At 46.7% G+C, this 22,643-nt stretch carries 19 protein-coding genes; 9 read left to right on the top strand and 10 right to left on the bottom strand.

Features of this window, described 5'->3' with window-relative positions; translation table 11 throughout:
- Positions 1-1,164 (bottom strand): cystathionine gamma-synthase, encoded by a 1,164-nt coding sequence (gene metB, locus JFT56_RS02585; RefSeq protein WP_198782167.1) that lies wholly within the window; start codon positions 1,162-1,164, stop codon positions 1-3.
- Positions 1,165-1,376: 212 nt separating this feature from the next.
- Between metB and metJ the strand changes: the two genes are divergently transcribed.
- Both metJ and JFT56_RS02575 read left to right on the top strand, forming a co-directional pair.
- The gene (metJ, locus tag JFT56_RS02580) at positions 1,377-1,691 is read left to right on the top strand and encodes a met regulon transcriptional regulator MetJ (RefSeq protein WP_198782166.1); all 315 of its coding nucleotides are present in this window, start codon (positions 1,377-1,379) and stop codon (positions 1,689-1,691) included.
- Between the two features lie 107 nt (positions 1,692-1,798).
- Positions 1,799-2,542, top strand: a complete 744-nt coding sequence (locus JFT56_RS02575; protein ID WP_198782165.1) for a sulfite exporter TauE/SafE family protein — start codon at positions 1,799-1,801, stop codon at positions 2,540-2,542.
- A 91-nt stretch (positions 2,543-2,633) separates the two neighbouring features.
- On the opposite strand, the gene nrfD is transcribed toward JFT56_RS02575, so the two are convergent.
- The 4 genes from nrfD to JFT56_RS02555 form a co-directional block, all read right to left on the bottom strand.
- A complete protein-coding gene (nrfD, locus tag JFT56_RS02570) occupies positions 2,634-3,581 on the bottom strand; it encodes an NrfD/PsrC family molybdoenzyme membrane anchor subunit (RefSeq protein WP_198782164.1) in 948 nt (315 codons plus the stop codon).
- A 2-nt stretch (positions 3,582-3,583) separates the two neighbouring features.
- On the bottom strand, positions 3,584-4,150 hold the full coding sequence (locus JFT56_RS02565; RefSeq protein ID WP_198782163.1) for a 4Fe-4S dicluster domain-containing protein: 567 nt from the start codon (positions 4,148-4,150) through the stop codon (positions 3,584-3,586).
- A gap of 12 nt (positions 4,151-4,162) precedes the next feature.
- On the bottom strand, positions 4,163-6,445 hold the full coding sequence (gene phsA, locus JFT56_RS02560) for a thiosulfate reductase PhsA (RefSeq protein ID WP_198782162.1): 2,283 nt from the start codon (positions 6,443-6,445) through the stop codon (positions 4,163-4,165).
- Between the two features lie 386 nt (positions 6,446-6,831).
- Positions 6,832-7,449, bottom strand: coding sequence for a pentapeptide repeat-containing protein (locus JFT56_RS02555; protein ID WP_198782161.1), 618 nt, complete (start codon positions 7,447-7,449; stop codon positions 6,832-6,834).
- A gap of 520 nt (positions 7,450-7,969) precedes the next feature.
- Between JFT56_RS02555 and JFT56_RS02550 the strand changes: the two genes are divergently transcribed.
- The 5 genes from JFT56_RS02550 to JFT56_RS02530 all read left to right on the top strand — a co-directional run bounded on the left by JFT56_RS02550 (position 7,970) and on the right by JFT56_RS02530 (position 13,796).
- Positions 7,970-9,073 carry a phosphoribosylaminoimidazolesuccinocarboxamide synthase gene (locus JFT56_RS02550; protein ID WP_198782160.1) on the top strand — a complete coding sequence of 368 codons (1,104 nt, stop codon included), beginning with the start codon at positions 7,970-7,972 and terminating at the stop codon, positions 9,071-9,073.
- Positions 9,074-9,488: 415 nt separating this feature from the next.
- Positions 9,489-10,679, top strand: a complete 1,191-nt coding sequence (locus JFT56_RS02545; RefSeq protein ID WP_198782159.1) for a hypothetical protein — start codon at positions 9,489-9,491, stop codon at positions 10,677-10,679.
- Positions 10,680-11,081: 402 nt separating this feature from the next.
- Entirely contained in the window at positions 11,082-12,059 is a 978-nt protein-coding gene (locus JFT56_RS02540; protein WP_198782158.1) for a transposase, read from the top strand.
- A gap of 390 nt (positions 12,060-12,449) precedes the next feature.
- A complete protein-coding gene (locus JFT56_RS02535; protein WP_198782157.1) occupies positions 12,450-12,857 on the top strand; it encodes a hypothetical protein in 408 nt (135 codons plus the stop codon).
- An 81-nt stretch (positions 12,858-12,938) separates the two neighbouring features.
- Positions 12,939-13,796 carry a hypothetical protein gene (locus JFT56_RS02530; protein WP_198782156.1) on the top strand — a complete coding sequence of 286 codons (858 nt, stop codon included), beginning with the start codon at positions 12,939-12,941 and terminating at the stop codon, positions 13,794-13,796.
- 49 nt (positions 13,797-13,845) lie between these two features.
- On the opposite strand, the gene JFT56_RS02525 is transcribed toward JFT56_RS02530, so the two are convergent.
- From JFT56_RS02525 to JFT56_RS02515, 3 genes are all read right to left on the bottom strand, one after another.
- A complete protein-coding gene (locus tag JFT56_RS02525) occupies positions 13,846-14,637 on the bottom strand; it encodes a class I SAM-dependent DNA methyltransferase (protein ID WP_198782155.1) in 792 nt (263 codons plus the stop codon).
- 223 nt (positions 14,638-14,860) lie between these two features.
- Complete coding sequence (locus tag JFT56_RS02520) at positions 14,861-15,634, bottom strand: EAL domain-containing protein (RefSeq protein ID WP_198782154.1); 774 nt, start codon at positions 15,632-15,634, stop codon at positions 14,861-14,863.
- A 204-nt stretch (positions 15,635-15,838) separates the two neighbouring features.
- Entirely contained in the window at positions 15,839-16,555 is a 717-nt protein-coding gene (locus tag JFT56_RS02515) for an oxidative stress defense protein (RefSeq protein WP_198782153.1), read from the bottom strand.
- 372 nt (positions 16,556-16,927) lie between these two features.
- On the opposite strand from JFT56_RS02515, the gene rimO reads away from it, so the two are divergent.
- Positions 16,928-18,346: a 30S ribosomal protein S12 methylthiotransferase RimO gene (gene rimO / locus JFT56_RS02510; RefSeq protein WP_198782152.1), complete on the top strand. Its 1,419-nt coding sequence runs from the start codon at positions 16,928-16,930 to the stop codon at positions 18,344-18,346.
- A gap of 91 nt (positions 18,347-18,437) precedes the next feature.
- Here the strand turns inward: rimO and fumC are convergent, their stop codons facing one another.
- Both fumC and JFT56_RS02500 read right to left on the bottom strand, forming a co-directional pair.
- Positions 18,438-19,841: a class II fumarate hydratase gene (gene fumC / locus JFT56_RS02505; RefSeq protein ID WP_198782151.1), complete on the bottom strand. Its 1,404-nt coding sequence runs from the start codon at positions 19,839-19,841 to the stop codon at positions 18,438-18,440.
- A gap of 231 nt (positions 19,842-20,072) precedes the next feature.
- Positions 20,073-20,312, bottom strand: coding sequence for an alternative ribosome-rescue factor A (locus JFT56_RS02500; protein ID WP_198782150.1), 240 nt, complete (start codon positions 20,310-20,312; stop codon positions 20,073-20,075).
- Between the two features lie 186 nt (positions 20,313-20,498).
- Between JFT56_RS02500 and JFT56_RS02495 the strand changes: the two genes are divergently transcribed.
- On the top strand, positions 20,499-22,628 hold the full coding sequence (locus JFT56_RS02495) for a TonB-dependent receptor domain-containing protein (protein WP_198782149.1): 2,130 nt from the start codon (positions 20,499-20,501) through the stop codon (positions 22,626-22,628).
- Positions 22,629-22,643 lie beyond the last annotated feature (15 nt).

The raw sequence follows: 22,643 nt of genomic DNA, 5'->3' as shown, positions 1-22,643 counted from the left end.
CTACTGACAAGCCGCTGCGGCGGCTAATCCGGCTTGAATATCTGCAACTAAGTCGTCGGCATCTTCAATACCAACCGACAAACGTAACAGGGTATCTTTTATGCCCGCCTCACTGCGCGCCTGCGGCTCCATCGCCCTGTGGGTCATAGTGGCGGGCACGGCCACTAAACTTTCGACGCCACCTAAACTCTCGGCTACGCTAAATAATCTCAGTGCCGCTAAAAAGGCCACAACCTCGGCCTCGCCGCCCTTAAGCTCAAAACTTAGCATAGCGCCAAAGCCCTTCTGCTGTTTGGCGGCAATGGTGTGCCCTGGGTGATCCGCAAGCCCAGGGTAGTAGACTTTGCTCACTTGGCGGCTTTGGGTTAACACCTCAAGAATGCGCTGGGCATTGGCTTGATGCTCGCGAATGCGCACCGCTAGCGTACGTAGGCCGCGCAGGGTCAGATAACTGTCGAAGGCCGACCCCGTTAAGCCTAGAGTGTTCGACCACCAATGTAAGCTTTCGCCGATTTGTGCATCTTTAGCAACCACAGCGCCGCCGACCACATCGCTGTGACCATTAATATATTTAGTGGTGGAATGGATAACGATATCTGCACCTAACAATAGGGGTTGTTGCAATATCGGCGATAAAAAAGTGTTATCGACCACCACCAGCGCGCCGACACTATGGCTCGCCTTAGCGATAGCCTCAATATCCACCACTCGCAATAGCGGGTTAGACGGGGTTTCGAGCCACACCATCTTAGGATTCTGCGCAATAGCGGCGGCTAACGCTTGGCTATCGGTTTGATCGACCACCAGCAATTTAAATTGGCCTTTTTTCGCGAGGTTGGTGAATAAACGGTAGGAACCGCCGTAGCAATCATGGGGCACAACCAAGAGATCATCTGGGCCGAGCAAGGTAGTCACTAAGGTGATAGCCGCCATGCCCGTGCAGGTCACCACGGCGGTGGCACCTTGCTCTAACTTGGCCAGTGCTTCGCCTAAAATGCAGCGCGTTGGGTTACCTGAACGGCTGTAATCAAACTCACGGGGATTTTTATGACCATCGAAGGCGTAATTAGTCGACAAATAAATCGGTGGCACAACGGCACCATATTGGGTATCGCTCTCGATCCCCTGACGCACGGCCAGTGTGGCTAATTGACGCTCTGTCATAGGTGAACTCCTAAATTCGGTAGACCAGTAGAGATGTCTGGACGTCTAAATGTACCTAAGCCCGTCCCTATCGTCAATAGGCGTTAAGACGTTTAGACGTCTAAACATAAAGAAATCTGTTTGCAATCCCCAAGAAATAGTAGCAATAATTTGACTGTTGTTTGTAAGGGTTTAAAATCTGCCCCGAATTTAGCGTTATAACAGGTGAGTCAATGACTGAATGGAATGGGGAATACATTAGCCCCTATGCTGAACATGGCAAGAAGAATGAACAAGTAAAAAAAATTACTGTGTCTATTCCGCTCAAGGTGCTTAAGGTCCTCACGGACGAACGTACTCGTCGTCAGGTCAATAATTTGCGTCACGCCACCAACAGCGAGCTGTTGTGTGAGGCATTCTTGCATGCCTATACAGGCCAGCCTTTGCCTGATGATGCCGACCTCTCAAAGGACTGCCCCGACAGTATTCCAGCAGAAGCTAAACGCCTGATGGACGAAATGGGGATAGAGTGGGAAGACATGGAATAACGCTCAGGCGTCCATAATCCTGCTGTAACTAATTATTAGGGATCGTTAATGCTCATCCAGTGTGGTGGGCTAATGTAACGATCCCTATTTTGTTTTGATGGAATCCTATGTTTTCCTTGATAGATCCACAAACGCTTGCCATCGCGTCTGTGATTGTGTTTTTAGGGGCCCTCACCCAGAGTCTGATTGGCTTTGGCCTTGCCGTGGTTGCCAGCCCTTTACTCTATATTGTCGATCCCCAATTAGTGCCCGCCCCCGTAATTGTGATGGGATTTTCCATCGCGCTACTCACCCTATTACGTGAGCGCGGCCATTTAGAATTCAATGGCTTGCAATATGCGCTCCTAGGCAGAGTGCCCGGCGGTTTTATCGGCGCGAGCCTGTTGCTGTTTGCGCCTCAAGCTATCCTTGGCCTTGCGATTGCCGCCATTGTGGCGGCCGCGGTTATCCTTAGCCTGTATAAATTCAGCCTGCCAGTAAATAAGAAAACCCTCTTCGGAGCGGGGGTGATTTCGGGGATTTTCGGTAATATTGCCGCGATTGGTGGCCCGCCGATGGCAATTTTATTATCGGGTAAAGATGCCTCACAATTTCGCGCGGCACTGTCGGCATTTTTTATTTTTAGCTCCACTATAGCCATAGCGATTCTCGCCGTGACTGGCCTGCTCGAAATCAAACATTTATGGTTATCCCTGCTGTTATTACCCTCGGTGCTCCTTGGTTATCTGGTGGCGGGGAAACTGGTTGGCAGAGTCGATAAGCATAAAACCAAAATGGCGACCTTAGTGCTATGTACGATAAGCGCGTTAGTGTTAACGATAAAGTCGGTTATCGAGCTATTGCCCCAGTAATCACAAGCCCAATAATCACAAGCACTGTAATCACAAGCCCAATAAAAAAGCACCAATAACATTGGTGCTTTTTACTTTATCAATCAGTTGACTAGCTTAAATAGCTTTGCCCTGCGTACACAATAAAGTGTCTTAAGGCGAGTACGCCCGTTAAGCTCGCGCAGGCCACCATGATCATCGCGCCCTTAGTGTGGCGAGCCGAAGCAGGTAGCAGCATAAACAGCAGTGGAACACCAAAGCCGATACCGACAACGCCTATCCAGAACACGCTTGCCCATAGTCCAGAGGTTAACGATGCCAGCGCCGCAGCCGCCGCGCCGCCCTTGAAGTACAAGGCGCAGAACAACATGAACAGGAACAGGATTTCAATCGCCATCACAGGCAATTCTAAACCGTGCATCTTCACTAAAGTTTTATCGTGGCTGTCAGTCTTAAACATCAGCAACGCCAGTACCGCATTTGCCGCAGCGCCCGCCGATAGACCTGACACTAAAAACAGCGCAGGCAGTACCGCAGTGTTGAGCATAGGATAGGCATTCATCGCCGAAATTAAGAAGCCAGTGTAAGCCCCTACGCCAATGGCGAGGACAAACAACAATACTTCAATCAGCTTTCGAAATGGCATAAGTAACTTAGCGATAGGTGTTAGGAAAACCAAACCCCATTTTGGTAAGTCATCCCGCAGCACAATAATGGCGTACGCAAAAGCTAAGGGAGAATACGCCAGCAGCGCCAGCACCCCGATTGCCATCACAGACTGGAAGTTATAGTGAATTAAGATCAACCAAAAGTGGAATGGTTTAGTTAAGTCAAACACTAAACAAGCTAGACCTAAGCTAATTGCTACAGGCCCAATAATGGCTGCCGCCTTAAGAATGCTGCTTTCAGCTCCCGCGCTGAGTTCCTTATTCGCCCAGCGCAAACCAATGCCAATCAGTAAACTGCCCGCGGATAACCCCGCCATAAACAGGTAAACGGCGATGACCCAGTGCCAAGTGACAGGATCATATTGCGCCATGTCGCCCCAAGTATTGTTCATAATCAAATCCCCCCTCTTTTGGTAGGAACGCGATATACCCTAGGTTTAGTGCCCAAATGGGTTTTATCTTGGTAAGTGATTTTAGTGTTGAGCATGATGGCGACTTCACTCTTAGGATCATTAGCATCGCCAAACACTAAGGCATCGGTCGGGCATACAGTCACACAGGCAGGCTCTTCACCCCGGGCTAAACGCGTATCCTTACAGAAGTTACACTTATCCGCCGCCTTGGTTTCTGGGTTCATAAAGCGCACTTTATAGGGGCACGCCGCCACACAGTACATACAGCCGACACACTTCTCAGCATGGATAGAGATAATGCCGTCTTCACCCACATAGGCCGCGCCCGTTGGGCACACCTTAACGCAGGGTGCATCTTCACATTGCTGGCAAGATACCCTGTGATATTTGAAATGCAGATTAGGCATCTCACCAAAGGGGCCTTCCACACGCACTTGCAGACGAGTTACGCCTTCGGGTACGCCATTTTCACTGCGACACGCCACGTTACAGGCTTGGCAGCCGATGCACTTATTCTCGTCGTGCACCATTACATATCGTTTATTCATTTAAGCCTCCGATTAGCGCTTTGCCAGCGTGACGCCCGTGGTGTGCACTGTCATGCCACACACAGGAGCAGTAACGTGGGGCAGTAAGTTACCGCAGTGGATACCTTTGCCCGTTGCTCTGACCAACTCTTTGTTTTTAGAACCAAAGCCCATGTAAGCAAACACAGAATCTTGGCGAATGCCCGGCGTGACTAAGGCATGGCCTTCTTCTGTGCCAACACTGCTGGTGAGGCGGATTGGGTCGCCATTGCTGATCCCTAATTTGCCCGCAGTAACAGGGTGAACCCACACAGCGTTATCCGACATCAGGTTCGCGAGCATAGGCACGTTGTGGGTGGCGCCATTGGTGTGCACCGCCACTTTGCCTTGGATAAAGTAGAGTTCATTCGGCTTTTTAAGCTGCACTTCGCGGAACTTGATCACCCCACGGCCCGGTGCCATGGCTTCGACTCTCGCGGAAGTGAGTTCAATCTTGCCACTCGGGGTTTTAAAGGTCAGTGCGCTGGCATAAGTGCCATCCTCATCCATTGGCCGCGCGCCAGGATAGGCTTTAATAAAGTCAGCGACCATCTTAGGCTCGCGCAGCATCAGCGGTTTACCGAAGCTCACAAAACCTTCGTCTTTGATCCGGCGCAGCAGATCAGTGTCGCGGTTCACCTGCAGCATTTGCAGGGTTTCCATGTTTTCCCATGGATAGAACTCGCCAAGGCCCATAGCCACACCCACATCCTTAAAGATCTGCCAAGAAGGCTTAGTATCACCTAAGGTTTCAACCACCCGTTGGCGCACATAGTAAGCGGGGTTTTTACCTGACTTGTCAGCGATTTCTTCATCACGTTCAAGATAAGTCGACTCAGGTAAAATCACGTCCGCATAGGCGGCGGTTTCGCTGATATACACATCACACACGGCGATAAAGTCGAGCTTTTTCAAGGCTTCAACGACGCGCGCTCGGTCTGTCATGGTTTGCATTGGGTTAGTGCGTGACATCACCCAGCCGTGTAACTGGTAAGGAACAGCGCTTAATGTGGCATCGAGAATAGTTTGGTAAACGCCGCCCGATGTCCACATCATGGCGTACTGTTCTTCCACCTGATCGATACGTTTCGCTGCTGGTTTTGGCATGTCTTTCACGCCAGGTTTTGCCAATACGGGCGCCACCGCTTCACCGGCAAGCTTGTTGTAATCACCGGGTTTCTGGCCGATATAAATCCCGCCCTTACGCTCAATATTACCAATCAAGACGTTGGCGGCGTAAAGGGCGCGGCGCATCTCAAACTCTTCGGTGGTAAAGGTGGCTCTGTGACCAAAATCGACCACAGCATGGGGCGCTTTAGCGGCATATTCGTGGGCGATACGACGAATGTCTTTGGCAGGCACATCGGAGATGGTTTCGGCCCATTCAGGGGTATAGGCTTTCACTTCGGCGGCAAAGGCTTCGAAGCCTTCCACATAACGCGCGACAAAGGCCTTGTCGTAAAGATTATCTTCAATCAATACATGGCATAACGCCAAAGCGACGGCCACGTCGGTTCCGGGACGAATGGCATACCATTCATCGGCCTTGTCGGCCACAACGGAGAATCTTGGCTCGAACACCACCAGCTTGGCACCTTTGTCCATTTGCGCCGCCATCATGCCGCGGGTTTCGGACATATTGATGCCTTCGTACAGGTTATGGCCGAAGTTAATGATGTATTTTGAATTGCCTAAATCACGTTTTAACTTAGTGCCAAAAATGGCCTTAGCGGCAATTTCATAACCACCGGGACAAGTCGACGCGTGGGTAAAGGTATTGGGACTACCAAAGGCGGTCGCTAGATGGAATAGATGCTTTTCCTGTGAGCCCGATTTTGACGAGAATGCCACTGCCTCAGGGCCATGTTCTTTTTTGATTTTATTGAGGTTTTCAGCGATTAATTTATACGCCTCATCCCAACTGATCTCGGCCCACTTACCCTCGCCGCGCTCACCGACCCGCTTTAGGGGTTTAACGATACGCTGTGGATCGTACAGTAAGCTATGGCCTGCGCCTCCACGGGCACAGACTTTACCGCCAAAGGACTTGGCGACCTTGTTGCCACTAATGAAGACGTTTTTGCCCTCAATCACCCGCGCCGAAATCGGGCAACGGGTCGAACACATTTCGCAAATACTGGCAATTTCCTTGCCCATGCCCTTTAGCTGCTTATTCTCTAATGCCGCTAAGCTGCCCGGCAGCAGACTGGCTAAGGCGCAGGTTGCCCCGCTCGCCCCTGCTCCCTTTAAAAAGGTTCGCCTATTAAGCTCAATCATGGTTACCTCCATCACGCTCATCCCACCCGCAGCGGCCACTTTTGGCGCCATCGAGCAGAGGATTGCTCACTGATTTGATTACTTTTTTAGTTATAAAAGCATTAAAACAGCGTCGCCATATCTTCAAAATACAGGCATCCGCTGGATCCGCTGCTTATCGACTAAGATTGTTATCCCGAAAGAGGTAGGCGGATATTGTGGTAAACCACATAGGCAAGTTGAGTGTGATCTACGGCAACTAAAAGTTAAAAATGTTCTAAAAAATCGTGAATAGGATCAATAGAATTGGCGAGCCATTTGGGGATAAACCCGCCTAAATTTTGAGATAAAAAACGATCTAAAAAAAATCTAAAAAGTTATCAAAGAGAGGTAGGCCATATCACAGCTTAATCGACTAGCGTGATATCTAAGCCGTTAAGCAGCCGAATGGCTTCGTCACGGCTAAACTTAGCGCCCTTGATTTTATTATTAAAAATATCGATATCGTAATTTGAGGCCTCGCTGAAATCCGCCTCCAATAATTGAGTTCGTCCAAACAGGCTATGACTAAAATCCGTGTAGGTGAAATTGGCTTGATTAAAACTACCCTCGCGAAAATCGACATCGTGGGCCTTGCACTCTTCGATGATGATTTCATCGAGCAACAGGCCCATAAATGAGCTGTCATTGAGTATGCATTGCTTAAAGGAAAAGGGCGCAGCAAAGGATAAACGCGGCCATGCGGCGCGGGTCCAGTCGATACCGACTAACTTACATTCGGCAAATTCAACGGCGTTAAACTGGCATTGAGGGACTTTCACTAAGCTCAAGTTACAACGCACAAAGCTGCACTCGATAAACTTGCATTTACGGAAAGTGCTCTCGCTAAAATGACAATCGACAAACTCGCAATCCTCGAACTCGATCCCCTGCCACTCCTGCGCATTCTCGGATAAGCCACTAAACTGCTCAGATAAAAAATGGCTACCCTGTGGTGCCGCCCTTTGGCCAATCCTAAATGCCATTACCTACCCCTTGATAAAATGATCCCAATGCCATAATTCCACAGACATTATTCAACGGCCAATTGCGCCATCATCAATAAACCTTAGGATTTTGTCCACTGCGTCGCACAAATAGCCATGGTAAATTTCGTCAAAAACGGTAGAATGTCGGCACTTTTTCGCGGCAGTCTAGAACAAGGTTCTCTCGGATTAATGGTTAGCATTTTCGAGCAAAATGACACGGGCCCAGCCCGCTTTAGCAGACCACTTTCACTGTGGTGCCAACCTTGCCCTGCGTTTGTTCCATCCCTTGCCTTATCTCCAACAAACACCATTCAAACACCGCCCGAAAACAAATTTTTTGCTGTTCAGGATTTAACATCAAATCCTACCAATGGACTTCCCCAGTTAAATGGTAAGCCTTTGGTAAATAATAAAAAGGTTGTACTAAACAAAGCGCTCGCTCGAAGCATGGCCCTAGTGCAAACCGACACTTATAAAAACCTTATCCCTACACTCTCTATCCTAAGGAATACTCGTCATGAGTCTTGCTGATTCCGTATTAGCCGTAAACAACGATTTACCAATCCGCACCGACGGCCCAGTCCACAGCGGCAAGGTTCGCAGCGTTTACTGGCTAACCGATGCCGACAGCCGCCGTTTAATCAAAACCAAGGGTTATAACGTTCCCGAAGATACCCCGCTCGCCATCATGGTGATCAGCGACCGTATCTCGGCCTTCGACTGTATCTTCCACGGTGAAGGTGGCCTCAAAGGCATTCCCGGTAAAGGCGCGGCATTGAATACCATTTCTAATCATTGGTTTAAGCTATTTGCCGAAAACGGCCTAGCCGACAGCCATATTTTGGATATCCCGCACCCGTTCGTATGGATAGTCCAAAAAGCCCGCCCCATTAAAGTCGAAGCCATTTGCCGCCAATACATTACCGGCTCCATGTGGCGCGCTTACTCTAAGGGCGAGCGCGTATTCTGTGGTATCACACTACCTGAAGGCTTAGAGAAAGATCAAAAGCTACCAGATTTGCTGATCACCCCATCAACCAAAGGTATTTTAACCGGTATTCCGGGTGTGCCCGCCCAAGATGACGTGAACATCAGCCGCAGCGATATCGAAGCCAATTACCAAGCCTTCGGCTTTGAAAAGTTAGAAGATATCGATCTGTACGAAAAGCTGTTAAAAGATGGCTTTAAAGTGATTTCAAAAGCACTGGCCGACATTGACCAAGTGTTTGTGGATACTAAATTTGAGTTCGGTTATGTGACCGACAAAGATGGCAATTCAAAACTGATTTATATGGATGAAGTGGGCACCCCAGACTCATCACGTATTTGGGACGGCGCCGCCTACCGCGATGGCAAGATCCTTGAAAACTCTAAGGAAGGTTTCCGCCAGTTCCTGCTAAATCATTTCCCAGACCCTGATGTGCTGCTCAACAAAGACAGAATGCCAGAGCGTGAAGCCCTCGCCCGCGATAATGACCTGCCACTTGAGGCCATGATGCAAGTGTCACGCACTTACACCGGCATTGCCGAGAAGGTGACTAGCGCGGCGATTCCGCTGCCAGCGAATCCAAAGGCAGATATTATTAAGATCCTACGGGAAGAGTATGATTTGATTGTTTAATCAGATTTTGGTTTTTATCAAAAACTTAAATAGAAAAGGCGCTTAGGCGCCTTTTTGTTTGCTTTGCAAAAGCAGATTTTCCAAACTTCGTTTGGATCAAAGTCGTGGGGCTTCACCCCACACCCGACCAAGAGGGGATCAACAGCAATTCCCTCTTGGATCTCCCTTGCCGCCCCTAACGAAGTTACATGCGTTAGGTACTAGCTTCGTGCTTATTCGAAAATAGCTAATGCTTCCGATGGGTGGCTCGTTTAAATTCTGGGATGGTGAATTCTTTAAGCTTCAGTGTTATTTGTGATTATGAAAATAAAGTATTGGATGCAGGTAATTTCTATAGCTTTATGAATGTAGATCACTGAGAATAAAAATAGAATAGCCGTAAATTTGATAGCGAATTATTTATAGAAGGTGTTAAATGGAACCGATAGAAACAGATATTCAAGATAATAACTTTATTAAATGGTCGTCTTGGCTAAAGTATGCAGCAATTATAGGTATAGCTATTTTTATTGTAGTAATGGTGTGGTACTTTTTTCAATTTAGTCCATTGATGAGTGATAGAAATATCATATCTGAAGTGCCGGATGACTGGGGAGCATTTGGTTCACTGCTAGGTGGGGCATCCTCATTTCTAGCTGCAATTGGCACAGTTGGTGTAATGTTATTAGGTATTCAACAATTTATTATCCAACAAAAACAAATTGAAAAACAAAACAACCAAATTGAAAAGCAAACAAAATTAATAGAGAAACAAGAAAATAGACAAGAAGCTTTAGAAAAAAAACAATCTGAAATATGGGATGTGCAGAGAAAATTACTAATTCAAGAGGAAAACAAACTTATTCTAGATTATTTTACTAAATCTTTAGATTCTGTAGAGGCTGAAAATAAAAATCATAGCTTTAATAACAAATTCTTACTACACAAAAAACTAAACACTGCTTTAAACATCACTGAATTTACATCTAAACTAGTACAGCACATCAACAATTTCAACTCAAAGCTAGAAAAGGTTAGTGAAACAGAGCCACTGGTTATTGGCTTACATGATTTAACAAGTAAATTAATTATAATAACCTCACATTTGGGAATAGTTTTTTGTGGTAACAAAAAGTCTGGAGATCTCTGCTATTTAAAGGATAGAATAGGATTTAACATCTATATGATTGAATCATCAATTAACAGCTTAAATAGTGTTATTGAATCGCTAAGTGCACATCTTTTGCTTAGTGATGTAAATATCCCACCAATAAATAGTCAATTTAAATTGAGACATAACGATTGTGTCAATCTAATTGTAAAAAATAAAAATTATTCAGATCTGAGCATGATTAGCACTTTTGATGGGAGTGATTTTCTATTTGAATTTTACACTTACGCCAAGTTCGTCCCCTCTCTTTTTAATGGTTTAAAAAAATACTTGTACGACCTAGAGGTTAGTATGTTTGGAGTTGAAGACTTCAACAACGAAGAATATCGAAAAAAATTCATAAAAGATGCAACTTGCATAATTAAAGCCGTCGAGAATAACCAAATGGGAAGTGAAATAAAAAGTAAATTTGATAGTGCAGTACAATCTTTTAATCAATTTAAAGCGTGTAAATAAATCAGGCCAACACCGCGGTGACAGAAGTTCACCTCCCCTCGGAGTTGCCGCAGGGCATTAGCGTTCGTTGCGTGATCGAGGCATGGATGCCGAGATAGCGTCAGTCGAATCAGGGACGAGCGTCTGACGCGATAGCATAAGAGCACTAATTGCCCAAGGGGCTTTCAACTCCGTTGGGGGCGTCATGGAGCATCCAAGGAGGATAGGACGAGCAGTCCTCCTTGGTCGGGTGTGGGGTGAAACCCCACGACTTTGATTCACCTCGGCCGTAAGGCCGCAATGACAGACAAAGATAGGACATGCATAACTCTCTTGGGATTAACTAAATGGACATCCATCGTTAATGGCGAGGTAGTTAACCTCCGACTATGCTTTGGTTAAGCATTAAACAAGGAGGTTTGTATGCCGCGCCCTCGCAGAACTCAGATTAGTGTTGAAGACACCCCTTTTTATCACTGTTGCAGTCGTGTCGTTCGACGTGCTTTTTTGTGTGGCGATGATGATTACTCAGGTAAAAACTATGACCACCGCCGCGCTTGGGTAGAGTCGCTACTGTTTGAACTCGAAGCCGCTTTTGCCATAGATGTGGCGGCCTTTGCGGTGATGTCCAATCATCTACATGTGGTTTTACGCATTGATGTAGAGACAGCAAACCGCTGGAGCGACAGAGAGGTGCTTGAGCAATGGCATAAGCTATTTAAAGGCGATGAATTAACGCAAAAATTTGCTAAAGGCGAGTTGGTTGAGGCCTATGAGGTCAACAGATTAAAGCATTCCATAGCGATATATCGCAGCCGTTTATGTGATATCAGTTGGTTCATGCGTTGCTTAAACGAGCCGATAGCAAGACAAGCAAATCAAGAAGATAACTGTACAGGTCGTTTTTGGGAAGGTCGCTTTAAATCACAGGCTCTACTTGATGAAGCCGCCGTTTTAGCCTGTATGACCTATGTTGATTTGAATCCTATCAGAGCCAAAATGGCTGGTACGCTGGAACAATCCGACCATACCAGTATTCAACTGCGTATTCGGGCGGCATTGAAAGGTGAACAGCCCAACAATCTACTGCCTTTTATCGGCAATGAACGCGATAACCAACCCAATGGAATCGCGTTTGAGCTCAATGATTATCTGGAGTTAGTTGAGGATACAGGACGGCTCATCCGCAACGACAAGCGTGGTGCCATCAGTGAAAATAGCACCAAGTTACTGACTAGGTTAAATATATCCCAAGACAATTGGCTTAAGCTTACCACCGAGTTTGGCAAGCTATTTCATGGCCCAGTCGGTACGCTGCAAGAACTGACTGATTACTGCGAACACTTAGAAAAGCGACGACGGCACTTTGCTAAATGCTGTCAGCACCTCAACGCTGGCTGATTTCAAGCCTGTTTCATTGACCGTTCCTTTCAAGACCGCCAACAAGATAATGGGTTGGGCTTTTTTTACTAAAAATCTTCGTTTTTCAGCCAAATAGGTTAATTGAGTCAGTCATCATCCCTTGAAGCCATACCTTGCTCGCTTTTTAGCTGCGAAGTGACTTTTAGTCACTTAAATGCTAACCGAAAGTGCCTAATGTTCTTGTTTTATAATGGGTGGCCTGATTTATACCGCCAAACAGACACCAACATTTCATTTACAAAAACAACAAATAGTGGAAAACTACTTCACCTGTGGTCTACGGCTTTTATGATTTGAGGTGTGTAGCCACTCGCTTTTCAAGATAGGACTTGAAAACAGTTTAATGTTACTTATACATGGAAGAATAAAATGAAAAGAGTTAGTTTTATCCTATTAACCCTTAGTCTATTTGGCTGCCAAGCTACAGCTCCCGAGATAGTACCCGAGTTCACTTCAGAAGTTATAGAAATTAAACCAGATGAGTTAAATCAGTATTGGATTCATAGTAGCAATATAAAAATGTTGAAAAAACGTCCTACATGGTTACCTCAAGGCAAAGGGGAATGGACGGTTATGACTGTTATTGACTCAAATGGCCAAGAAGTTGAAAGGACTTTAATTAGTTCAACACCTGAAGGTTTTATGACACAAGCCAAAATTGACTCAATGCCAAAACAAAGTTTTACACCATCACCTTCAAATAAAAATAGAGTGCCAGTAAAATTCTACGGCACAGCTAAAATAGCGCCCAAAGATGAGCTACTAAAAAATAATTAATCTTTTAAAAAAACCACCTGACTATTATTTTTAAATAATAGTCAGAAATATCAACTCAATTTAATACATAATTAGAAATTTATGATTAAAAAATACTATATTATCGCTCTGTTATTTCTAGCTGGTTGTAAATCTACACCATATGCCATCGTTGATGGTAGCCAAAGCTTAGCTTCTGACACTAATAACTATGATGTTGAAATAGTTGCGATTGATGGATCTTTCGAGTCTAACATTCGCCAGAAAAACATCAAACCTGGGTATCATTCGATACATGTAATAACAACCGGCCCGAGTAGAGGTAAAGGCTCAGAGTCAAAGGTTTACCCTTTGGTCGCACAGGAATGCATGCGATATGAAATTTCAGCACAACATAGAACGAGCATATCAAGCGATTGGGAAATTAGAGTATTAAATGAACGCCCCATTCCGTCTTGCACTCCAAGTGAAGTTAAACATGAAGATAAAGTCATAGTTCCCGAATATGCAAGCCCCAAAAGCACCATCTCTTGCCTAAATACTGACGCTATATCAAATGAAACGACCCCAGTGGTTTTATATCACTCACTAAAATCATGTGTTGATAAACAACAATATGACTTAGCGATATATAACTATTTCTCTGCGAGTGCATATGCTTATTTCGATACATTAAGAGTCAGCGATAAGACTGCCCATGGAATAGTTAATATTGTGATGAAAGATTCTATCTGGACATTAAGTCCTTTGGAACAGCAAAATTTTGAGCAACACTTAGCTCAGTTTATCGATTCGGAAAATAAATTAAAAGCTTGCTCTTACCTTATGGATAAGGGAATGCCTACCTATCAACCTGACTATATGCTTAAACATGGGCAACACAAACAACAATTAAATACTGAACATAATGAAAAGTTATGGAAATCAACTTTGACAGACTATTTAAAATGCAATGTATAAATTAAAAATCATACATAATAAAAAGGGGAAGAAGCGCTTCCCCTTTTGGTCAAATCTTCACGCAGACAAATAACGCATTGCCGGAGGCTAAATCCCACGGGACGATTCGTTCATAATCGTGTTCAAAAACATGCACATCAAAATAGGGCGCTAATAATGCCTGTAGCTCAGTAAAGCTAGTCGCAACCATGGCATGTTGGTCTTGCCATAACTCGGTTTGGCGCAGGCTATCTTCGGCATAAAGCGCTAAATCAGTGAGCCGACTGAAGGGCTGGTTACTCTTCTCAATACTGAGATTTAGCGACTGTTCCTCCCCCTGTCCACTGTAATGCCAACCAGATTCGAAGGCGAAGTGATGCCCATCAAACTCGGCAAAATGCTTAATCGAAGCGGTGTTATCGATCCTGTGTTTATCGACCGTATTAAAGCAAAACAATCCACCCTCATTAAGGGCACGGTGCACACTCGCAATGCAGCTTTTAAGGCGTTCGATGCCCGCACTGTAATGGATGGAATATAAAAAACAGGTAATTAAATCAATGGGCTGCTCTACATAAAAGGCCGTCATATCCTGCAGTACAAACTGAGCCTCAGGGCAGCGGCGCATGGCCATATCGAGCATAGGCTGATTGATATCGAGGCCGCTACACTGATAACCAAGATCGATAAAATGCCGCACATGGGGGCCAGTACCACAGGCTAAATCGAGGTGCTGTTTGCCATTATTACCCAAAAATTGATGCAATCTATGGATGCTAGCACTCTGTTGTTGGTAGTTGATATCGGAGCACATTAAATCGTAATAGCCGGAGAGATCGGTATAAAGCGCGTTGGAAGACATAGCTGCGAATAGGTGGCATGGGCAATTAAGGGTGGCGCATGATATCTCAGTTAGCCGATATCAGAAACAAACAATTGCCACAAGGCAGTGCTACTGCCATTTCCCACAGGGGCGCCACAGCAAGAGCGCTAAGCCTGCAAGGACAAAAGCCGCAATTTCCAATTCGATGAGAAACGCAAAACAAAAGAATAGCCAGATAGTGCAATACGTCGAACCATCTGGGCTATAGCACACAAAAACTCAACTCTTCATAGGTAGTTAAATGTTCGAGCCTAGGTTTGGCAAAGTAATAACCCTGAAAATACTCAATCCCTATTCCAGCGAGATAATTGAGTTCAGCTTCAGTCTCAATGCCTTCGGCCAAGACTCTTGTATTAAATTCTCGACAAATGCGCAGTATTTCAGCCACCGCTAGCTGTTTCTCGTTATCTAGATCGATATCACGGATTAAGGTCATATCGAGTTTTAATACTTGAGGGCGCAGGGCATCTAGCCAACTTAAATCGGCAAAGCCACTGCCAAAATCATCAATAGCCGTGATAAAGCCACGTTTGGCATAGCTCTCGAAGATACGGACTAATTTAGCCCTATCAACAATTTGCTCGCCTTCGGTCACTTCGAACATGATTTTACGGATATCAAATCCATAGATGTCGGCGGCTTCAATCGTCGCGCGGATACAGGTTTCGGGGTTATATACGGCATTAGGTAAAAAGTTGATACTGAGCATCTTATCGAGTCCCAGCTTTGAAGCGGTTTCTATCGCTTTAACCCGGCAAGCCTGATCAAAATAGTATTTATTATTTTCATTAATCCGCTCAAACACCCATGCAGCACCTTCACCTTCAGGGCCCCTGACGAGGGCTTCATAACCGCTAATCTGACGACTTGGCCAATGGATAATAGGTTGAAATGCCATTCGAATTTCAAATCCTAATGACTTACCACTTAAACAATCCATACAAGTTTGCTGCTTTATTCGAGCGGGAAAATCCATAAACGGCCTCCTAAACATTGACCTTACTAGTGTGAGGATAAATGCTTAACTTTGCCAGTTTTTACTGTCCACCATCCTGATAAGTTCAATCACATAAGTGTGAAGATTGCTATTTCCAATAATAAAAGGATTGCAAGCGGCATAAAAATATCAATGGATGAACCCCAATAGGCGCTCACCCATCAACACATGCTTCTGATTGATTTACTTCAGTTTATAAACCACTTCAACTCTATCCTCTATGCTCACTTGGCCGTATTGATAGCTCTCGGCAACGGCGCCCGCATAATCGGCTTTGGCGTTCATACGCAACATGACAGGTTGCACAGGGCGTTGATCGTAGTAGCGGATCTGCCAGATCTTACCGAGATTCTCCCCAAAGCCCTGGGCCAGAGATTCAGCTTTTTGCTTGGCATCCGCTATCGCAGCCTGGCGGGCCTTGGCGATATATTCAGCCTCTTTGCTCGACTTAAAGGCGATATTGTTTACCCGATTCATCCCCTCTTCTAGGGCCGAATCTAAAATGGTATTTAATCGGGCCAGATCCTTAACCGTCACGGTAATTTGGCGGCTAGCGGTATAACCCGTGAGTTCCGGTGCCTTATCCTGCACATAGGTGTATTGCGGTTGCAGATTTAAATTGGCGCTCTGGATTTGATCCTTAGCTACGCCCGCAGCCGTTAAGCGGGCGATAAACTTAGCGACGGCGGCATCGGAATTATCTTTGGCGGCCTTGGCGGTTTTTTCAGTCACGGCCACTTCTACATTCACATCCGCCATATCGGGCTCGACTTGAATTTGGCTCATACCCATAGTTTCGATATGCGGGAAATCCACCTCGGCCGCGAGCGCTTGGGGCGCCATCAATGCGCTAGAAAAGAGACCCGCCGCAACCAATACCGCTAAAAGAGAATTTTTCATAACTTACTCCAAAAATGAAATCTTAAGATCATTGCCAACTTAAGCTATCAGCTAAAGGGGCAAAAACCAGTGTCAATATGTAACGGCCCTAGAACCTAGAACCTAGAACCTCAGATAGTGACTCTACAAACGGGCGAAAATTTAAAAGGGGTTAATTTTTCTGAAAAATTTTTAGCGCTTTTTATCCCGATGGGATCAACTGCGAATCTCTAGCGGATATATCTATATCCACACCCAGAATAGGTCATAGGGTTAACTGGCATATTCAGCGCCCCAGTTGTACACTTTTCAGCCAAACATACTGTACCTTTTAATCACTTCAGGTATAATCCGCCAACTTTTTTAAGGCAGCTTATACCCCAGCGAGAAACCATGACTGTTGAAACTTTTAAACCCAAGCAAACCACTACGCTTGATATCCCAGTAAAAACATTAGAAGCCGCCAGCTCTGATACAGTTACCTCTGGAAATCGCATCGGTTTCGTGTCCTTGGGCTGCCCAAAAAACCTCGTGGATTCGGAGCGTATTCTGACCCAACTCCGTATCGACGGCTACGAAGTGACTAACAGCTATGACAATGCCGACTTAGTGATCGTCAACACCTGCGGCTTTATCGATGCCGCGGTGGAAGAATCTCTGGACGCTGTGCGTGAAGCCCTAGAAGAAAACGGCAAAGTGATCGTCACTGGCTGCCTTGGCGCCAAAGAAAACCAAATCCGCGAAGTGCACCCAGATGTGTTAGAAATCACTGGCCCACACAGCTACGAAGCCGTGTTAAAGCACGTTCACAAATACGTGCCTAAGCCAGAGCACAACCCTTTCACCTCGTTAATCCCACAAACTGGGGTTAAGTTAACGCCTAAGCATTACGCTTATTTAAAGATTTCAGAAGGTTGCGACAATCGTTGTACCTTCTGCATTATTCCTTCGCTACGTGGCGATCTCGACAGCCGCCCAGCGGGCAGCGTCTTAGATGAAGCTAAGCGTTTAGTAGAATCAGGCGTACAAGAAATTCTAGTCGTTAGCCAAGACACCTCGGCCTACGGCAAAGACAAAGGCGGTCGTACCGATTTTTGGAACGGCATGCCAGTCAAGCAAGACATCACTAGCCTAGCGCGCCAACTGGGTAAAATGGGCGCTTGGGTACGTCTGCATTACATCTATCCATACCCATGGGTTGACGATTTAATCCCGCTAATGGCGGAAGGTTTAATCCTGCCGTATTTGGATATTCCAATGCAGCATGCTAGCCCACGTATCCTCAAGATGATGAAGCGCCCAGGCCGTGTTGACCGTCAGTTAGAAGCGATTCAACGCTGGCGTGAAATCTGCCCGGATCTAGTGATCCGCTCGACCTTCATCGTCGGCTTCCCAGGGGAAACCGAAGAAGACTTCGAAATGCTACTCGACTTTTTACGTGAAGCCCGCCTCGATCGCGTCGGTTGCTTTAAGTATTCAGAAGTCGATGGCGCTGTCGCCAACACCATCGCCGAACTTATCAGCGAAGAAGTGAAAGAAGACAGATACCATAGATTTATGGAAGTCCAAGCCGAGATTAGCGCCGAGCGTTTAGCCCGTTTCGTTGGCCGCACCTTAGATATTCTGATTGACGATGTAGACGAAGAAGGCGCCATTGGCCGCAGCTTCGCCGACGCGCCAGAAATCGACGGCATGGTTTTTATCAATGGTGAAACTGAGCTAGAACCCGGCATGTTGGTTCGTGCCCGCATCACCCATTCAGATGAACACGATCTGTGGGCCGAAGTGGTAGATGCTGACACTCAAGATTAAGCGAGATTCTAGGCTCTAGGGCCTAGAATCTAGCAGCTGCGCTCTTTGCAGCGGCCTAGCAGGGCGAAGCCCGCCCTGCTTTCTACCTTCACTAGGCATCTGGCCCTAGCATCTTATTAGCATCGACCCAAAGCTCGAACTCTTCTGCCGTGACAAACTCAAGTTCTAATGCCGCTTGGCGCAGTGTCTTATGCTCGCTATGGGCTTTTTTGGCTATCTTAGCGGCCTTTTCATAGCCGATATGTTGATTCAGCGCCGTGACTAGCATAAGTGAATTTTCCACATGCAGCGCGATTTGTGGCTCATTCGCCACTATGCCGACTACGCAATGGTCATTAAACGACTGGCAAGCATCCCCCAATAAGCGCCCCGATTGCAGCACATTGGCGATAATCATCGGCTTGAATACATTAAGTTCAAACTGACCATTGCTGCCGCCAATCCCAACGGCGACATCGTTACCCATGATCTGCGCGCACACCATAGTCATAGCCTCGACCTGAGTCGGATTGACTTTGCCCGGCATGATTGATGAACCCGGTTCATTTTCAGGCAGTAATAACTCACCGATGCCACAACGCGGGCCAGAACCTAACATCCTAATATCATTTGCGATCTTCATTAAACTAACCGCCGCCACTTTATAGGCCGCCGACAGGGAGACTAATTCATCGTGGGCAGCAAGGGCAGCAAACTTATTCGGCGCCGTTACAAAGGGCAAACCCGTGAGTTTTGCGATATTGTCCGCCACCTTAACGGCGTAATCCTTGTGTGTATTCAGCCCAGTGCCGACGGCGGTCGCACCTAAGGCTAACTCGGCCACCCGCTTGAGACTGTGCTCAATGCCTTCGATGGCATGACTTAACTGCGCGGCGTAACCCGAAAACTCTTGGCCTAAGGTTAACGGCGTCGCATCCATAAAATGTGTGCGACCGATTTTGACTAGGTGCGCAAACTCCTCGGCCTTCTTCTGTAAGCTCTGCTGCAATAACCTCATGCAGGGCAAAACGAGCTCAACCGCTTGACGATAGGCGGCAATGTGCATGGCGGTGGGGAAAGTATCGTTGGAGGATTGCGAGCGGTTAACATCATCATTAGGGTGCAAGCATTTAACCGCATCGGTGAGTTGCCCACCCGAGAGCACATGGCCGCGATAGGCAATCACTTCATTGACGTTCATATTGGTTTGCGTGCCCGAGCCCGTTTGCCAAATCACCAAGGGAAATTGCGCATCGAGCTTAGCCGCAATCAACTCATCACACACTTGGGCAATCAGTTGGGCTTTAGCTTGAGTCAAAGTGCCAAGTTGTTGATTGGTGATAGCGGCGGCTTTCTTTAAATAGCCAAAAGCGTGGATCACTTCAATCGGCATTGACGCTTCGACACCGATGCGAAAATGCTGCCGCGAACGTTCGGTCTGCGCGCCCCAATAACAACCCGCGGGGATCTTAACTTCGCCCATAGTGTCGTGTTCGATTCGATATTGCTGTGCCATATGCATCTCCTTCGCTATAGGTTAACCATACTCGCTCAAGGCAAAAGTACAATTTATCCCCGGTTAATTAATGCCAGGCTAATAAGTTTGAACAACAGAGACTATCGAACTGTGGATGATTGAAGTATAGAGATGAGTGAAGCCTAGAGATGATTGAGTGTCGAGATGGATATTGAGGCAGGCACTAGCAGGATGAATGACGAGTAAAAAGCAGATCCAAATGGTAGCAAATTAACAAAAGCTCAGCCGTAAAAAGTCGAAAGGGGTATCGCCCCTGTGCTGATACCCCTCTCGGTTACTCATTTTAAATGCCTTTCCTTTACGGTTGTAAGACCCTTTGCCCTTTTTCGCCTTTTCGGTACGTGTCCGAAAGAGAGGACTAGTCACAATAGCTTTGAGTGCATTGTCTGTGATAGTGCCTCGCCCACTGTCGTGTTCCATCGCCACGACCGCGATTTTTTGTTTGCCCATAGCAACTCCAAATAGAATAAATCAACCCACTAATAAGCTAAGCCCACGGCTTAACGGCGCTACTATAGCGCAATATTTTGCGATGTACATAGTTTGTACAAATCAGCACATTTCCAGTGTGCGACAATATGCCGCACCTTTATCACTTGGATGATCTTTATAATGCAGCGCAATTTCTCTAAGTGAATGGAAAACAACAAAATGGCTGCAAATTCTTACCCTTTTAATACCTCTGTACTCTATTCATCCCTCGCGATTGCCCTAGGTATCACTCTCGTCCCTCAGGCCATAGCTGATAGCAGCGACCTCGCCGATATTGAGCGCATTGAGGTCCATGGTCAGCAAAGCGACAAACCCAAGATCTTAGGCTCCGCCGAAAACTTACTGAAAGACCAAGGCGTCGATTTTTCCGCCGCAGGTGGCGTATCGGCACTGCCAGTGCTCAATGGCATGATGGGCGATCGCATTAAAGTGTTAGTGGATGGCGCGGATATCACGTCATCCTGTGCTAACCATATGAATCCACCGCTTTCCTATGTGTCGGCTAATCAAATCGCCCTCGCCGAAGTGGTAGCAGGCGTATCCCCCGTCAGTGCGGGCGGGGACAATATTGCCGGCGTCATTAAGATCACTAGCCTAGCGCCACAGTTTAATAATAGCGACGACATCAACTGGCAAAGCGGTGATATTTCCACTGGTTATCGCAGCGTCAGCGATACCTTACTGCTCGGAGCGAATGCAGCCGTTGCCAGCAAAAATGTCAGCCTAAGTTATCAAGGCGCCTATGAAGACGCTAACAGCTATAAAGATGGCAATGGCGATAAAGTCATAGATACCTTATACCGTTCACAAAACCATGCCCTTTCAGCAGCTTGGCGCGATGAGACCCAAGAAATAGCCATCAAACTCACCCATCAGAATATTCCATTCCAAGGTTTTCCTAATCAATACATGGATATGACTGATAACAAGAGCTATGGCGCCCTAGGGCGTTACAAGCTAAAACTCGAGGATGATGGTGAATTTAGCGCCCAATTCAATTGGCACGGCGTGGAGCATAAGATGGGCTTTTTCACCCCAGAAAAAACCGGCAAGATGCCCATGAATACCGAAGGCGATGATTACAGCTATCAACTGCATTGGCGTCTGCCGATGGGGAAAGACAGCACCTTACTGGTCGGTCAGGAATACTACAGTTATCACCTCGATGATGTTTGGCCAGCGGTCCCCGGCACTATGATGGCACCCAATGACTACATCAACATCAACGACGGTGAGCGCCAGCGCGCCGCTGTGTATGGCGAATGGCAACAAAATTTGAGCCCAAGTTGGTGGTTGTCGGCGGGGGTTCGCTACGAGTATGTGACCACCAATACGGGTGAAGTCCAAGCCTATAGCGACATGCCAATGATGGGCAAACCCAATGTCGACGCCGAGGCAGCCGAGGCCTTTAATGCCATGGACAGAAAACGCGATGATAACCTTATCGATGCCACCCTACTCGCCCGCTATCAAGTTTCAAGCAATCAACAACTTGAATTAGGATTAGCCCGTAAAAACCGCGCGCCAAATCTGTACGAGCGCTACAGTTGGGGCCGCGGCGTGATGGCGACCACTATGATAGGTTGGTATGGCGATGGTAACGGTTATGTTGGCAATCCGGATCTTAAGCCAGAAACCGCCCACACCTTAAGTGCCGCCTACAAGTTCAATGGCGATAGTTGGCAAGCCTCAACCACGGCCTGGTACACAGCGGTGACTGACTATGTCGACGCCGAGGTGATTGGCAGCTTTAATCGTACCAATACGCCCGATGGCAAACGTAATATCCTCAAATTCACAAACTTAGATGCCAATCTTTACGGGGCCAAATTCAATGCTCTCTATGAATTTGCCGAAACCAGTAGCGGTAAGTGGCAAGTTGAAGGCATGGTGAATATTACCCGTGGTGAGCGGGATGAAGGCGATGAACCACTGTATCAAATCAAGCCGCTGCAAACCGAGTTGGCACTGCAACATCAGCTCGGTAACTGGGAAAACAGCCTTGCATGGCAATGGGTTGCAACCAAAGATCGCGTTGATGATCGCCGCTTTGAGAATGAAACCGACAGCTACTCCTTACTTAACTTGAATAGCCGTATGAAATGGCAGGATCTCACGCTCACCTTCGCCATCAATAACCTGTTCGATAGCTACTATGAACTCCCCCTCGGCGGAGTGAGTGTGGCCGAATTTAAGGCCGATAACACCAATGGCTTTAATCAAGTGGCTGGCGCGGGACGCTCATTTGAACTGAGCGCAAGCTATGCGTTTTAGACGGAATCGATAGGC

Source organism: Shewanella putrefaciens, from assembly GCF_016406305.1.
Taxonomy (GTDB): domain Bacteria; phylum Pseudomonadota; class Gammaproteobacteria; order Enterobacterales; family Shewanellaceae; genus Shewanella; species Shewanella putrefaciens_C.
The sequence above is the reverse complement of the archived record's forward strand: the minus strand, read 5'-3'. Positions and strand labels throughout refer to the sequence as shown.